This window comes from Rhizobium sp. R711 (assembly GCF_002211365.1).
GTDB lineage: Bacteria > Pseudomonadota > Alphaproteobacteria > Rhizobiales > Rhizobiaceae > Rhizobium.
The window spans coordinates 57,340-72,131 of sequence record NZ_LOKZ01000006.1 but is presented as its reverse complement, the minus strand read 5'-3'; the positions used below and the strand labels follow the sequence as shown (position 1 = coordinate 72,131).

The window sequence follows — 14,792 nt, the reverse complement described above, 5'->3', positions numbered from 1 at the left end:
GATCTTTGAGCGTTTCAGTGCGCCAGATCGGCCGATACAATTGCTAGTTCTCCTGCACCGAAACAAGGAGACGCTCATGCTCACGATCGCCCGCACAGCCATCATTCTCGCCTTTACCGCTTCGCCACTTCTGGCGGCGGATATCAAGGTCGTTTTCGAGAACAGCGGACAAGGCGGCACCTTGCCGGAGAACAACGCCTCCTGCGTCGCAGCGGGCGGCAAGGCCGCAGCCGGAAGCAACAAGAGCCCGGCGCTCTCGTGGTCGAAGGGTCCGGAGGGTACGCGCTCGTATGCGCTCGCGATGACGGACCCCGATGTGCCGCAGGACCTCTCGCTGTTGAACAAGGACGGAACGGTGATCGCCAGGGATGCGCCCCGCATGGAATTCACTCACTGGATCCTCGCGGACATTCCAGCCACGGTCACCCAACTGACGGAAGGAGCTGACGGCGATGGCCTGCCGCAGGGCGGATTGCCGCTGGAGATGACCGGACATGGCCGCCGCGGCAAGAACGGCTTTGCGGCCTTCTTGAAGGACGGTCCATACGGGGGCTATATGGGCGCGTGCCCACCCTGGAATGACCTGCGCATTCACCGCTACCGGATAACGGTCTATGCGCTCGATACCGACCGGCTCATGCTTCCCGACGCCTTCACGCGCGCCGATTTTCTTGCCGCTGCAAAGGGACATGTCCTTGCCTCCGGCGCGGCTGAACTGACCTATACGATCAATGCAAAGGCCACGAAATGACCGATACCAAATGGGAGGCCGCCGTCATCGATAGCGGCTCGATCTACTGGAAGCGCAATTTGGTCATTTCGCTCCTCGGCTCCTTCACGACGATCGTCGCGATGACGCTGCTGCTGCCCTTCCTGCCGCTCTATGTCGAGGAGCTTGGCGTCAGCGACCACGCGGCGATCGTGCAGTGGTCGGGCATCGCCTATGGGGCGACCTTCCTGGCCGCCGCCTTCGTGGCGCCGCTCTGGGGCCGGCTCGGGGATATCTATGGACGCAAGCTGATGCTGGTGCGCGCCAGCGCTGGCATGACCGTTGCGATCTCGCTGATGGGCATGGCCGACAACGTCTGGCAGCTGGTGGCGCTGCGCCTGTTCGTCGGCCTTGCCGGCGGCTATTCGTCTGGCTCGATGGTATTGGTCGCGACGCAGACGCCGAAGGACCGTTCGGCCTGGGCGCTTGGTGTCCTCTCCTCCGGCATCATGGCGGGCAACCTCGTCGGTCCGCTGATCGGCGGCGCGCTGCCGCCGTTGATCGGCATCCGCAACACCTTCCTTGCCGCCGGCGGGATGATCTTCCTGGCGTTCCTCGCAACCACCTTCCTGATCAAGGAAGAGAAGTCCCCTGCCCGCAAGCAGGCCGCGAAGGCCAGCGGCGGCTGGGCCTCGATCCCTGACAAGGCGCCCGTCATCGCGATGCTCGCGACCGGCCTGCTGCTGATGCTCGCCAACATGTCGATCGAGCCGATCATTACCGTCTACGTCGCGCAACTGGCGGAAGATCCTCGCAGGGTGACGATGATATCGGGCATCGTCATGTCGGCGGCCGCGCTCGGCAGTATCCTGTCGGCCTCGCGCCTCGGCAAGCTTGCCGACCGGATCGGCCACTGGCCCGTGATCGCCGGCGCACTTGCCATTGCCGGCCTGCTCCTGGTCCCGCAGGCGTTCGTGACCAGCTCCTGGCAGCTGATCATCCTGCGCTTTCTGATGGGGATAGCGCTCGGCGGGCTGCTGCCCTGCATCTCGGCGGTCATCCGGCATAGCGTACCGGACAGCGCGGCGGGCAGCATCCTTGGCCTGTCTGTCTCCTCGCAATATGTCGGCCAGGTCGCCGGCCCGGTGCTCGGTGGCTTCACCGGCGGCCATATCGGCATGCGAGCCGTCTTTCTCGGGACATGCCTGCTTTTGATTGCCGGTTCCGCCTATGCCTGGCTCGTGCGACCGCGCGCCGCCGTCACGGCGCGCCGCAGATAAGATCGACGCCGGAGCGCGCCAGCGCTTCCAGCGCCTCACGGGTTTCCCCGGCTCGCGCCCGGACCGCCAGTGAGTGCATGATCGTCGAGGCCAACTGCGCCAATGCCTTCGGATCGGTCTTCTCCGGCAGCTGTCCGCGTTCGATCGCGAGGGCGAGCCGATCTTCTATTGCGCGATCGAAATCGGCAAGGCTGCGGCCCAACACCTCGCGCACCCGCTCGTGCCGGACGGCTTCGACGGTCGCAGTGCTGATCAACAGGCAGCCACGCGCTGCCGTATCGCCGTGAAGGTAGGTCGCAAGGGCGCGATCATACATCCGCGCCAGATTCTCGCGGACCGGCAAGGACGGATCCAGCGCGTCCTCGAGCGCAACCATGCTGTCGGCCCGGTAGCCCTCCAGCGCGTCCAGATAGAGATCCTCCTTGTCGCCGAAGGCATTGTAGAGGCTCGGCCGATTGAGGCTCGTGGCGGCGCTCAGATTGTCCAGCGACGCCGCGGAAAATCCCCGATCCCAGAAAACCTCACGCGCCTTGCCGATCGCGGCGCTCGCATCGAACCCGCGCGGACGGCCGCGCTTTTTCTCATCCTTCATATTTTTGTACCGCTTCGCATTAAATTCTTGACGAACATATTTTTATGCGAAACAGTACAAATGTCTAATGAATTGACACCGGCACGCCAATGCCGGTCTGCGGAGGAGGAAATCCGATGAAACTTTACATGCGTGCTGCCGCCTGTTCGCTTTCGCCGCATATCGTTTGCCGTGAACTCGGGATCGATGTGGAACTGATCGCCGTCGACCCCGCGAACCACCGAGCGGAGAATGGTAGCGACTATCTTTCCGTCAACGGCAACGGCTATGTGCCGGCCCTGGTACTCGACGATGGCAAGGTGTTGACCGAGGGGCCGGTTATCGCCCAGTTCCTTGCCGATAGTGCAGCCGAGGGAACATCGATGCTGCCGGCTGCCGGCAGCATCGAACGCAGTCAGGTGCAAGCGTACCTGAACTTCGTCGCCTCGGAGCTGCACAAGCCGATGGTCATGTTTTTCGATGCAGCCTATGCCGGCGCCCATGACCAGATCCACGCCCTGCTCCTCAAACGGTTGGAATGGTTGAACAGCCGTATGAAAGGGCCTTACCTGACCGGCGAAAATTTCACCGTGGCCGATGCCTATCTCTTCGTCTGCCTGAACTGGTCGCCATGGATCGCTATCGACCTCAGACAATGGCCGACGCTTTCCGCTTTCATGAAGCGTGTTGCCGAGCGGCCAAGGGTGAAAGAGGCGCTACAGGCCGAGCAACTACTGGCCTTCGAACAGGACGGCGTCTTTTTCGCCCCGGAAGTCTACCTTGCCGCGGCCAACCGGACCGGCACGCCTGTCCTGCCCTGACTTGTGTCCGCGCATGGGCGCCGGAGGTGCCTACATTAGCAGGTAATCCACCGGCACTGGGAGAGGCGGCAGATCCGTCTCTTCCAGCGCTCCGCGCAGATTGATCTCGATCATGTCGGCAAGAGCGCCAATCGGCAGTGCGTTCGGCTGGATGCCGAAGGGGGCCTCCAGCTCGTCGCCCAGCGCATCGAGGCCAAAGAAGGTGTAGGCGACCAGCGCCGTGGCATGGCATGAACCAGCCGAGAACATCGTCGAAGCCGAAGGGCAACAGCAGGCAGAAGAGATGCGCCGTGCGGTGCAGCAGCAGCGTGTAGCCGAACGGAACCGGCGTCCAGTGGACGCGCTCGCAGGAGGCCTGCGCCAGCGTCAGCTCACCGAGCGTCTTATCCAGTATCTGATAGGAGACGTCTGACAGCATGGCCTTGGCGCGTAGATCGGCAAGCTCCCGCGAGATTTCCAGCGAAATCGCCTCCGGCGGCGTGCGGCTCGCGTGATAGCGCGCCTTCGGTTCGGGCAGCAGCAGGCGCTCGACCTTTTCGCGGCCGCTGCCGGCGCGCAGATGCGGCACCAGCGACTGAATGAAGGCGATGACGAGTGTGGCCAGGCGTTTGCGTGCTTCGGTGCCGGCCTCGCCCTGCCCCGCTTCGAGGATCAGTGTCTGCCGCGCGAAGTGGCGCGCGGAGAAGATCAATTGCCCCCACTGCTTGCGCGCCTCCCACCAGCGGTCATAGCAGGCGTTGTTGCGGCAGCCGAGGAAGATGGAGATTGCGATACCGAGCAGTGCGAGGCAGGATCCCGGGCCAGACATTGTGGACAAGGACCACGAGCGAGGAGATGAAACCGGTCAGCAGAATCTGCGGGAAGACCTGCTTGATGATCGAGCCACGGAGAATGAAGAGGAGCTGAAGCAGGCTGGGGGGGGGCGCACGATCATGACGCGAGCTTCTCGGTCGTTCGAATGACGGGATCTCGGCCTCCTCCCTACAGCCGACCGAATGGCCGCGGCAAGCGCGGCCATTGCATTCAGGTCTGAGGCGACGGGCTCAGCTGTCGCTTTCGCTGCGACCGAAGGCCCAGTCCATGTAGAGTTCGAGCGCCTTGCGCGTGACCGGCCCTTGCTGGAAATCGCGGCCATCGAGGCGGCTGATGCCGACGACCTTGGAGTAGTTGCCGGTCGTGAAGATCTCGTCGGCACTTATGAAATCCTCGACGGAGAGCGTCATTTCGCGCACCTCGAAGCCCGCCTTGCGTAGCAGGCCGAGGACGCGGGCACGGGTGATGCCGGCAAGGAAGGTGCGGTTGGCGATGGGCGTGGAGACGATGCCGTCCTTGACCATGAAGATGTTGGAAGACGCCGTCTCGGCGACGTTGCCGTTCATGTCGCGCATCAGCGCATTGTCGAAACCGCGGCTTTTGGCTTCGGCGATGGCACGACCGCTGTTCGGATAGAGCGAACCCGCCTTGGCGTCCGTCATCGCCGTTTCCGGCGACGGGCGGCGATAGGGCGAAACCGTGAGCGAATTCGGCGCATTGTTGCCGAGCGGGGCTTCGAACAGGCAAAGCGCGAAACGAGTGGACTCGCCATCGACCGTGACGACGCTGCCGGCGGAGCCATGCTCGCCCCAATACATCGGCTTGATGTAGATCGGCGTCTTGCCGTCGAACTTCTTGATCCCTTCCCAGGCCAGCGCCTCGATTTCCTCGGCGGTCTTGACCGGCTTCAGGCCCATGTTGATCGCCGAACGGTTGACGCGCTGGCAATGCAGGTCGAGATCCGGCGCGATGCCATCGAACCAGCGTGCGCCATCGAAGACCGTCGAGGCCAGCCACATGGCATGCGAGGTCGGCCCGATCAGCGGCGGATTGCCGGTAAGCCACTCTCCCTCGACATAGGTCCAGGTGGTTGAACGGGGCGATGTATCGACGGCCATGGCATTCTCCTTGAAAAGACCACAGAGCAAAATCCCCGTGCAAAGAGCCGGTCAAGCGGAAATCCACGCCTCTGAGCCCTACGCAAGAAAATGGCGAAGAGGTTTCGCAGGGAGTAATATTCGTTCGCGATCCCTTGCGCGCTATCGATGGGTGTATCACTGAAAATCATGGATGGCGCGATTGGATGCGACATCGGCGCCGTGGCATGATGCGCTGGAATCGTTGCGACTGACAGGGAGTAAAATCGATGAAAGCCATGTTCTACGACGCCTTCGAGAAGGCTCCCGAAATCCGTACCCTGCCCGATCCGACGCCCAGCGAGGATGGCGTGGTCATCGCCGTCGGCGCGACCGGGCTTTGCCGCAGCGACTGGCATGGCTGGATGGGTCATGATCCGGATATCAAGTTGCCGCATGTGCCGGGCCATGAGCTGGCTGGCAAGGTGGTTGCGACGGGAAAAGGCGTCATGCGCTTCAAGATCGGAGACCGCGTGACCGTGCCCTTCGTCTCCGGCTGCGGCCACTGCAGCGAATGCCATTCCGGCAACCAGCAGGTCTGCCCGAACCAATTCCAGCCGGGCTTCACGCATTGGGGCTCGTTCGCGGAGTATGTGGCGATCGACTATGCCGATACCAACCTCGTGCATCTGCCTGACAGCATCGATGACGCGACGGCGGCAAGCCTCGGTTGCCGCTTTGCGACGTCGTTTCGCGCCGTCGTCGATCACGCGGGCACTGGCCCCGGCGAATGGATTGCCGTGCATGGCTGCGGCGGCGTTGGCCTGTCGGCAATCATGATCGCAACGGCGCTCGGCGCCAACGCAATCGGCATTGATCTCTCCGACGAGAAGCTTGCTTTTGCCCGCGAATGCGGTGCGGTGGCGACGATCAATGCGCGTAGCGTGGCCGATGTCACGGAGGCGGTGCGCGAGATCACCAAGGGCGGCGCGCACGTATCCATCGACGCGCTCGGTCATCCCGTCACCTGCTTCAACTCGATCAAGAATCTGCGGCGGCGTGGACGGCATGTACAGGTCGGCCTCATGCTCGACGACTACGCGACGCCGCAGATTCCGATGGCCCAAGTGATCAGTCACGAGCTCGAGATCTATGGCAGCCACGGCATGCAGGCCTGGCGCTACGATGCGATGCTATCGATGCTCACTGCCGGCAAGATCGCGCCGCAGAAGCTGATCGGCCGGCGCGTCACGCTTGAGGAGGCGATACCGGGCCTGATGACCCTGGATCAAGCCGAAGGCGTAGGGATCAGCGTCATTACGCAGTTCTGACCGTAAGCTCACAACCGACAGCAACCAAAAAGAGCGTTTCAGTTTGTAGTATTATTACGGTTGTAATTCATACCCCTCCACGACCGGATGAACCGGTACGGGAGGGGCAAATGGCAACGCGTTTTATTCTTTCGATCGACGGCGGCGGCATCCGTGGCATTATTCCGGCCGTGATCCTGGTGGAACTGGCACAGCGACTTGGACGGGCTGCCGCTCCACAGGGCCTTCGACCTGATTGCGGGAACATCGACCGGCGGCATCATTGCGGCCGGCCTCACCTGCCCTCACCCGTCAAATTCCGGCGAGGCAGCCTGCACCCCGGCCGATCTTCTCAGCCTTTACGTGAATGAAGGGGCCGACAACTTCAGCAAGCCGCCGCTCGCCGATGTCATCAATCCGTTCAGGCTAAACGACCCCAGCTACAGCGCAGACGCGCTGGAGGCGAAGCTCAAGCAGCAGCTCGGAACTGCCACGCTCGACAAGGGACTATCCACGGTCCTCATCCCTGCTTACGACATTCGCCGCCGCGCCGCGCTCTTCATGTCCAACGCGGACAGGAAGAACAGCAATTTCCGTTTCTGGGAAGCCGCACGGGCAACGTCTGCCGCGCCGACCTATTTCCCGCCGGCGCTGATCGAGCGTTGGCGTGAAGAAGCCGGAAGATCGTTTCGTGCCGCTGATCGACGGCGGCGTGTTTGCCAACGACCCTATCCTTGCCGCATACGTCGAAGCCCGCAAGAAGTCGTGGCACGACGACCGTCTGGTGTTTCTGTCGCTTGGCACCGGCCAGCAGAACCGGCCGGTTGCCTATCAGGAAGCAAAAGACTGGGGCGCCATCGGATGGATGCATCCGGCCCACGATACGCCCTTGATTTCCATTCTGATGCAGGGACAGGCGAGCACGGCTTCCTATCAGGCGAATGCACTCCTCAATCCCGCCGGCACCGATCTCGATTACTCCACCGTCGTCACGGACGCCAACGTCCAAAGCCTCGATTACTTCCGTCTCGACCGGCACCTGACGCAGAAGGAAAACGACGCCCTCGACGATGCCTCGCCAACAAATATTGCAGCGCTGAAGGCGATTGCGGCAGCCATTGCCAAGGACAATGCGAAGGCTTTGGAGGAAGTCGCTCGGCGCATTCTGGCAGCGCAGAGCGGAGGCCAAGAGAGTGCCGCCGCTTGAAGCGGCAAGCGGCAAAACCCATATGCGGCGGGACAGATCGCGACAGCGATGATCGGCGGCGGCGGGTTGCCAAGGGCTCCGGAAAGGTCTAACGGGCTCGCCGCCAAGAAAAAGAAAAGCGAGACATGATGTCCAACTCATTTGTGAAAGCGCCTGCCCAGGCGAGTGCGAAGGTCTTCTTCGTGCTGGGCGATCGGATCGAGCGTCGGGCTCGTCTGCAGGGAGCCTGGCTCAACATTTTCGACGTTACCGTGCCGGCGGGCAGCCGCACGCTGCTGCACCGCCACGCGAGCCCCGAGGTCTTCAGGATCATCGAGGGTCGGCTGACCGTCCGCCGCGCGACAGAGAACGGCATCGACGAGTTCGAGGCGACGGCGGGCGACATCGTCCGCATCGCGGCAAACCAGGCGCACTCCTATGCCAATCCCGGCCCTGAAGCCGCTGTCTTCTCGGCAATCGTCGACAGCGACATGGCGGACTACCTGGAAGCTGCCGGCTCGCAGGAGCCGCCGAAGGCAACACCTTCCGCGGAAACGATGGAACGCATGAAGGCCGCAGCCAACGCCCACGGCATCACCATCCTGGCGGCCTGATCTTCATCTCCGCCCGGGCATTCAGTTCGGGCGGTCTCCTGCCGTTAAAAATATCGTCATCTAAAGGCGATATGGGCGATTTCGGACGCGGCCCCTTGCGCTCGTTGCCGTTCCTCGACTGTATTTTGGTGGTCGCCGTGCGCGCTCTCTTGTATTTCGGCCTTTTGCTGGTCGTCGGGCCGCAAGATCGACAAGGTGCGCGTCCAGCGTATCGAGGAGGCTATGATCAAGGAGGCGTTTGATGGCATGGTCCGCCAGCCAGTATGTCAAATTCGAGGATGAACGCACGCGCCCTGCACGCGATCTGTTGGCGCAGGTGCCACTTGAGCGCGTTCGTCGCGCCGTGGATCTCGGCTGCGGGCCGGGCAACTCGACGGAGCTGATCGTCGAGCGGTTCGGCGCAACTGCCGTTTCCGGCCTGGACAGCGACCTGAACATGCTGGAAGCGGCCCGCAAGCGCATGCCCGGCACGCCCTTCGTCGAGGCGGACGTTGCCACTTGGCAGCCGAGTGAACCGGCAGACCTGCTCTTTGCAAACGCCGTCTTCCAGTGGCTGCCGAACCATCTCGATATCTTTGACCGCTTGATGGACGGACTTGCGCCGGGCGGCGTGCTGGCGATGCAGATGCCTGATAACCTAACCGAGCCGACCCATCTGTTGATGGAGGAGGCGGCCCGTGCCGGGCCTTGGAAAGCGGCCTTCGAAGCGAGGAGCGTTCGGCGCCAGCCGCTGCCACAGCCCTCCACCTATTACAGCCGGCTCATCGGCAAGGCGGCCCGCGTCGACATCTGGCACACCGCCTACAACCATCCTATGGCGGATGCCGCGGCAATCGTCGAATGGGTCAAGGGAACCGGCCTCAGGCCCTATCTCGATCACGCCGGCGAAGAGCATCAAGAGGCATTCCTGGCAGACTATCTCGGCCGCATCGAGAAGGCCTACCCGAAGATGTCGGACGGTCGCGTCTTGCTGCGGTTCCCGCGGATCTTCATGGTTGCCGTCAAGGGCTAAGAGGCGCTTGGGCCAAGGCGCCAGGGCTACCCGAGAAGAGCGCGACAGGTTTCACTGACATCACCTTGCAACGGACGAGCAGCATGCTGCTGCTTGCCGCCGCACCCGCGCGCACTATAGTCGTCGCAAACAGCGAGGAAACCTTCATGGACGCCGCCCCTATCCCCCCAGCCACACTCGTCATCTTCGGTGCCACCGGCGACCTGACACGGCGTCTGCTGATACCGGCGATCATCAATCTGACGCGAAGCGGATTGGTCGGCGACGATCTGAAGATTCTCGGCGTCGGCATTGACCCCGGCGATGACGCTTCCCTTGTGGCGCGGCTGGACAGCTTCCTTGCCACCCTGAGCGATCCGATCCTGCCAGAGACGGACGATGCATGGCGGCGACTGCGCCAACGCATCTCCTACATTTCAGGCGATTTCACGCAGGACGCCATATTCCTCGAGATCAAGAAGCACCTGACGAGTTGCAATGCCGCCTTCTATTTCGCCGTGCCGCCGCAGTTTTTTGGACCACTCGTCGAAAAGCTCGCCGCACATGGGCTAACCAGCCAGGCCGAGGGATGCTTCCGGCGGATCGCCATCGAGAAGCCTTTCGGCACCGATCTCGCCTCGGCCCGCGCGTTGAACGCGCATATCCTCAGCAATGTCTCGGAGAACCAAGTCTATCGCCTCGATCACTTCCTGGGGAAGGAGACGGTACAGAATATTCTGACCGCCCGCTTCGCCAACATGATGATCGAATCCCTCTGGAATAACAATTACATCGACCACGTGCAGATTTCCGCGGCGGAGATTGTCGACGTCGGCTCCCGCGGCAAATTCTACGACGCGACCGGCGCGCTGCGCGACATGATTCCCAATCATCTGTTCCAGCTGCTGGCGATGATCGCGATGGAAGCCCCGAACGGCTTCGGCGCCGAAGCGATCCGCACCGAAAAGAGCAAGGCGCTAAGCGCCCTGCGCATCTATACGCCAGAGGAAGCCACATCCCATGCCGTGCGTGGCGCCTACACGGCCGGCAAACTCAACGGAAACGACATTACGGCATTCCGGGAGACAAAGGACGTCTCGCCCGACAGCAACACCGAAACCTTTGTGGCGCTGAAGCTCTACGTCGACTCCTGGCGCTGGGCGGGCGTGCCCTTCTATCTACGAACCGGCAAGGCACTGAAGGCGCGCGATACGGAAGTCGTCATTACCTTCCAGCAGGTGCCGTTTGCGCAGTTTCGGAAAACGGACGTCAACCGACAGCTGCCGCCGAACAAGATGGTCATCCAGGTGCAGCCGGATGAAGGCTTGAGCGTCGAGATCTCTATCAAGTCGCCCGGTCTTTCCGTCGACACCGTCCCGGTCTCGCTCGACTTCCGCTATGACGACAAGTTCGACATCGGCAAGATGACCGGATACGAGTCGCTTCTCTATGACCTCTTCATCGGCGACCAGACGCTATTCCAGCGTGCCGACGGCATTGAAGCAGGATGGGCGGCGGTGCAACCCTTCCTGGATGTTTGGGCAAAGAGCAGCGAAACGCCGGAGGCTTATGCACCCGGAAGCAGTGGCCCATCCTGCGCTGACGAACTCATCCGACGCGATGGTCGGGAATGGCATGAACTGGGCGAATCGAGACACAACCAGGACCGAAAATAGGGCAGAAAATACACGTTTACCTAAAGTACAAACGCAATAGTATTTTCCCGCAGTTCGCGCACAAGGCGAAGAAATATTGTACCATGGCAGCACACCGTAATTCCATCCCCGCAGTTTTATCGTGCACTGTACAAAATATGGATGAGTTGACCCTTTTCCTTTGTGCAGTGAAGCTTTTCTTGCTGACCGCGTTGCTTTTTCTGTGCGACAAAGAAGGCTGGGCTCGCCCAACCCCGGCGGGCCCTTCTTGCGTTTTTCTATTATTTCGCGAATAAAACCAAACTTAGTCGAAATTATTAAAGCGTGACTAATATATTTACTTGCGCTCTTCCACCGCCTTGCTAAATCTATCCTCAGGGTTTTGGGGTATTCACATGGCAGATACTCATTTGTCTAAGAATCGTTCGATTTCCGATCAACGTATGGAAACCTGCCGGTCCGAATTCGAGCCGATTCTCTTCGAACTCATCCGCAACGGTGAGAAGCGTGGATGGAAGGCGGCAGAAATCGCGATGGCCCTGGCCGACGCCGCCGACGACGTCATCCTCAGGCTGTCAAGGGAAACGAAGAGCAAGCATTGATCCGCTTGCCTTTGCCGATCTTGATGCAATGACATACTCAGAAATGCTTCCCTAGCAGGTGCAAGAAGCTGTAGCCTGGCTGCAGTGATTCTTTTGCCGGTTACGGAGCCCGATGTTACAGTTGATCGCCGCAGCTCTTCTTGCCTGTGGATGCGTCAGCCTCGCAGAGGTTGCCGACTGGCCGCCTGCCGAAAGCTATGTGCCGAAAATAAGCTGCCATCAGAGCGACGCCGCCGAGCGCTGCGAGCAGATTCGCGCGGACTGGACCGGGCTTTACGCGGATGCGATCGGCGGCCGTATCGAAAGCCAGCGGAAAGTGTCGTTCTGCCTGAGCACCGGCTGCGACAAGGGCATTGTCGTTGAGCCGATCCTGGGCTGTGCCTGGCGCCAGGTCATCGCGGCTTCGCGCAATCCTCAGATCAACGACGCAGACCGGAGCAACATCGAGCGCTATTGTGGCCCTTATGTGCTTGACGATGCCGGACGCACTGCTGCCGATGACCAGTCGCGAAACTGGCTCGCTTTGCTCGGTGTAACGCGGTAGCGCCAATGGAAACGGGCGGGAACGAGCCCGCCCGCTGAACGCTTTATCCCGCCGCTTAGACGAACTGGCTGAGACCCGGAACCGAGCCGACAACCTCGTCCACCACTTCCTTGCCGGCGTGCTGTTCGGCAATCGCGATGGTTTCCTTGGCAAGCGTGGTGATCTCACCCATTCCGAGACCTTCCGACATCAGCTGCTGGCCGAGCGCCATGATACCGCCGCCGCCGAGCGCGCCAATGATGCTCCCGAGGATTCCGCCGCCACCACCCTCGCCTTCGCCATTGTACTTGGCAACGAGGTCGGAAGCGCCGGGAATGGCTTCGATCATCTTGGCGACCGGGCCGTCTGCCGCTTCGCGCTGCAGGAAGCCGAGCATCATGCCGAGCGCCTTCTCGGCAACCTCTGAGGGGATACCCACGCGCGCCGCGATCTGGTCTATGATTTCATTCATTGTCAGCCTCCTATTTTTGACGTTAACGTCAACGTTAATCGAACTTGCGGGGCAACTCAAGACGCCTGCCGCGAAAGCAGGCTTTATCCTACTTTTCCTTTTAATGCAGACAGTTGTCCGCACCGGGCTCCCTGCTTATAACAGGGAAGCGATATTACAATGACCGTGCGGAAAACGTTGCTCCGCATTTTGACGCAATAGGGGCCGACGGCCGCAGGGAGAATTTTCGAAATGCTCGAGGATGGCAAGATTTTCGTTGGCGTCAGCCGCAATCCTGATGACAGCATCAACAAGCCGGAATATCTCGACCTGAAATTCGGAAACCGCCACGGCCTGGTAACGGGCGCAACCGGCACCGGCAAGACGGTGACGCTGCAGGTACTTGCCGAGGGCTTTTCGAAGGCCGGCGTGCCCGTCTTCTGCGCCGATATCAAGGGTGATCTTTCCGGCATCGCCGCCAAGGGCGAACCGAAGGACTTCCTCACCAAACGCGCCGAGCAGATCGGCTTCGACGATTACGAATTCGACCAGTTCCCGGTCATCTTCTGGGATCTCTTCGGTGAAAAGGGTCACCGCGTCCGCACCACCATCGCCGAGATGGGACCGCTGCTGCTCGCGCGGCTGATGGACGCTTCGGAACCGCAAGAAGGCGTCATCAACATCGCCTTCAAGATTGCCGACCAGGGCGGCCTGCCGCTGCTCGATCTCAAGGACTTTTCCTCGCTGCTAAACTACATGGCGGAAAACGCCACCGAGCTTTCAAGCCAGTTCGGCTTGATCTCGAAGGCCTCTGTCGCCTCCATCCAGCGCGGCCTGCTCGTGCTGGAACAGCAGGGCGCTGAACATTTCTTCGGCGAGCCTGCGCTCAAGATCGGCGATATCATGCGGACCAACAATCGCGGCTATGGCCAGATCTCGGTGCTCGCCGCCGACCAGCTGATGATGAACCCGCGGCTCTACGCAACCTTCCTGTTGTGGCTGCTGTCCGAGCTCTTCGAGGAGCTGCCGGAAGTTGGCGATCCCGAGAAGCCGAACCTCGTCTTCTTCTTCGACGAAGCGCATCTCCTCTTCAACGACGCGCCGAAAGTGCTGCTCGAGCGTGTCGAGCAGGTCGTTCGCCTCATTCGCTCGAAGGGTGTCGGCGTTTATTTCGTCACGCAGAATCCGCTCGACGTGCCGGAAACGGTGCTGGCGCAGCTCGGCAACCGGGTGCAGCATGCGCTGCGCGCCTATTCCCCGCGCGAGCAGAAGGCGGTGAAGACCGCCGCCGACACCTTCCGACCGAACCCCGCCTTCGACTGCGCCACCGTCATCACCACGCTCGGCACCGGCGAGGCGCTGGTGTCCACGCTGGAGGCGAAGGGCTCTCCTTCGATCGTCGAGCGGACGCTGATCCGCCCGCCGTCCGGCCGCGTCGGTCCGCTAACCGATGCGGAACGCCAGCAGGTCATGGACAAGAGCCCTGTGCTCGGCGTCTACGACGAAGATCTCGATCGCGAATCCGCCTTCGAGATTCTGGCGGCGCGCGCCAAGAAGGCATCGGACGCTGACGCAGCCAAGCAGGCACAGCCGACGCAGCCGACCGAGGGCAGTGCCTCGGGTCGCTGGACGTTGCCGGGCTTCGGCGATGACGATAATGAACCACAGGACAAGAGCCAGGGCCGCGCCCGATCCTCCGGCTACCAGCGCGAAACGGTCGTGGAAGCCGCGATGAAGAGCGTGGCCCGCACAGTGGCAACGCAGGTCGGCCGAGCGCTGGTGCGCGGCATTCTCGGCAGTTTGAAGCGCTAAGCGGAAAGGGCGTTCCCGCCCTTTTTCCGCCTGCGGATGCTCTTCCCGTTGCGCCGCTCAGCGCTTGCGGACGAATTCGGTGCGCAGGACAAGACCCTTGATGGTGTCGTGGCGGCAGTCAATCTCTTCCGGGTTTTCCGTCAGCCGGATCGACCTTATCACCGTCCCCTGCTTCAGGGTCTGATTGGCACCCTTGACCTTGAGGTCCTTGATGAGGGTGACGGAATCGCCGTCCTTGAGGACGTTTCCAGAAGCATCCCGAACCTCAGCGGCCTGCGCGGCGGCCGCAGCCAGCTCCGAAGCCGGACGCCATTCACCCGTCGCCTCGTCATAAACGTAATCGTCGTCACCACCTGCCATGGTCTTCTCTCCTGAACA

15 protein-coding genes and 2 pseudogenes are annotated in these 14,792 nt (G+C 61.5%); 12 read left to right on the top strand and 5 right to left on the bottom strand.

The window, feature by feature from the left end; genetic code table 11:
- The first annotated feature begins 76 nt into the window (after positions 1-76).
- Both ATY80_RS10030 and ATY80_RS10025 read left to right on the top strand, forming a co-directional pair.
- Positions 77-751 (top strand): YbhB/YbcL family Raf kinase inhibitor-like protein, encoded by a 675-nt coding sequence (locus ATY80_RS10030; protein ID WP_088692292.1) that lies wholly within the window; start codon positions 77-79, stop codon positions 749-751.
- Entirely contained in the window at positions 748-1,989 is a 1,242-nt protein-coding gene (locus ATY80_RS10025) for a multidrug efflux MFS transporter (RefSeq protein ID WP_088692291.1), read from the top strand. The genes ATY80_RS10030 and ATY80_RS10025 overlap by 4 nt, the downstream gene beginning before the upstream one ends.
- Here ATY80_RS10025 and ATY80_RS10020 read toward each other — a convergent pair.
- Complete coding sequence (locus ATY80_RS10020) at positions 1,970-2,581, bottom strand: TetR/AcrR family transcriptional regulator (protein ID WP_088692290.1); 612 nt, start codon at positions 2,579-2,581, stop codon at positions 1,970-1,972. The genes ATY80_RS10025 and ATY80_RS10020 overlap by 20 nt on opposite strands.
- Positions 2,582-2,697: 116 nt before the next feature.
- Here ATY80_RS10020 and gstA point away from each other — a divergent pair, with 116 nt between their 5' ends.
- Entirely contained in the window at positions 2,698-3,381 is a 684-nt protein-coding gene (gene gstA / locus ATY80_RS10015; RefSeq protein ID WP_088692289.1) for a glutathione transferase GstA, read from the top strand.
- A gap of 30 nt (positions 3,382-3,411) precedes the next feature.
- Here the strand turns inward: gstA and ATY80_RS10010 are convergent.
- Positions 3,412-4,349, bottom strand: a pseudogene (locus ATY80_RS10010) (bestrophin family protein).
- A 75-nt stretch (positions 4,350-4,424) separates the two neighbouring features.
- Positions 4,425-5,312 carry a branched-chain amino acid aminotransferase gene (locus tag ATY80_RS10005; protein ID WP_088692288.1) on the bottom strand — a complete coding sequence of 296 codons (888 nt, stop codon included), beginning with the start codon at positions 5,310-5,312 and terminating at the stop codon, positions 4,425-4,427.
- A 248-nt stretch (positions 5,313-5,560) separates the two neighbouring features.
- On the opposite strand from ATY80_RS10005, the gene ATY80_RS10000 reads away from it, so the two are divergent.
- From ATY80_RS10000 to ATY80_RS09975, 8 genes and pseudogenes are all read left to right on the top strand, one after another.
- Entirely contained in the window at positions 5,561-6,601 is a 1,041-nt protein-coding gene (locus ATY80_RS10000; protein WP_088692287.1) for a zinc-dependent alcohol dehydrogenase family protein, read from the top strand.
- A gap of 198 nt (positions 6,602-6,799) precedes the next feature.
- Positions 6,800-7,177, top strand: a pseudogene (locus ATY80_RS29520) (patatin-like phospholipase family protein); the annotation flags it as partial.
- 70 nt (positions 7,178-7,247) lie between these two features.
- A complete protein-coding gene (locus ATY80_RS29515; protein ID WP_245306800.1) occupies positions 7,248-7,787 on the top strand; it encodes a hypothetical protein in 540 nt (179 codons plus the stop codon).
- A 125-nt stretch (positions 7,788-7,912) separates the two neighbouring features.
- A complete protein-coding gene (locus ATY80_RS09990; protein WP_088692286.1) occupies positions 7,913-8,380 on the top strand; it encodes a cupin domain-containing protein in 468 nt (155 codons plus the stop codon).
- A 241-nt stretch (positions 8,381-8,621) separates the two neighbouring features.
- On the top strand, positions 8,622-9,392 hold the full coding sequence (gene tam / locus ATY80_RS09985) for a trans-aconitate 2-methyltransferase (RefSeq protein WP_088692285.1): 771 nt from the start codon (positions 8,622-8,624) through the stop codon (positions 9,390-9,392).
- Between the two features lie 146 nt (positions 9,393-9,538).
- A complete protein-coding gene (zwf, locus tag ATY80_RS09980; RefSeq protein ID WP_088692376.1) occupies positions 9,539-11,047 on the top strand; it encodes a glucose-6-phosphate dehydrogenase in 1,509 nt (502 codons plus the stop codon).
- Between the two features lie 374 nt (positions 11,048-11,421).
- Complete coding sequence (locus ATY80_RS28555; protein WP_141105546.1) at positions 11,422-11,628, top strand: hypothetical protein; 207 nt, start codon at positions 11,422-11,424, stop codon at positions 11,626-11,628.
- A gap of 112 nt (positions 11,629-11,740) precedes the next feature.
- Positions 11,741-12,172, top strand: a complete 432-nt coding sequence (locus tag ATY80_RS09975; RefSeq protein WP_088692284.1) for a hypothetical protein — start codon at positions 11,741-11,743, stop codon at positions 12,170-12,172.
- A gap of 55 nt (positions 12,173-12,227) precedes the next feature.
- Here ATY80_RS09975 and ATY80_RS09970 read toward each other — a convergent pair whose 3' ends face one another.
- Positions 12,228-12,623, bottom strand: coding sequence for a hypothetical protein (locus ATY80_RS09970; RefSeq protein ID WP_088692283.1), 396 nt, complete (start codon positions 12,621-12,623; stop codon positions 12,228-12,230).
- 231 nt (positions 12,624-12,854) lie between these two features.
- Between ATY80_RS09970 and ATY80_RS09965 the strand changes: the two genes are divergently transcribed.
- The gene (locus tag ATY80_RS09965; RefSeq protein ID WP_088692282.1) at positions 12,855-14,414 is read left to right on the top strand and encodes a helicase HerA-like C-terminal domain-containing protein; all 1,560 of its coding nucleotides are present in this window, start codon (positions 12,855-12,857) and stop codon (positions 14,412-14,414) included.
- Between the two features lie 57 nt (positions 14,415-14,471).
- On the opposite strand, the gene ATY80_RS09960 is transcribed toward ATY80_RS09965, so the two are convergent.
- On the bottom strand, positions 14,472-14,774 hold the full coding sequence (locus ATY80_RS09960) for an alkylphosphonate utilization protein (RefSeq protein ID WP_088692281.1): 303 nt from the start codon (positions 14,772-14,774) through the stop codon (positions 14,472-14,474).
- Positions 14,775-14,792 lie beyond the last annotated feature (18 nt).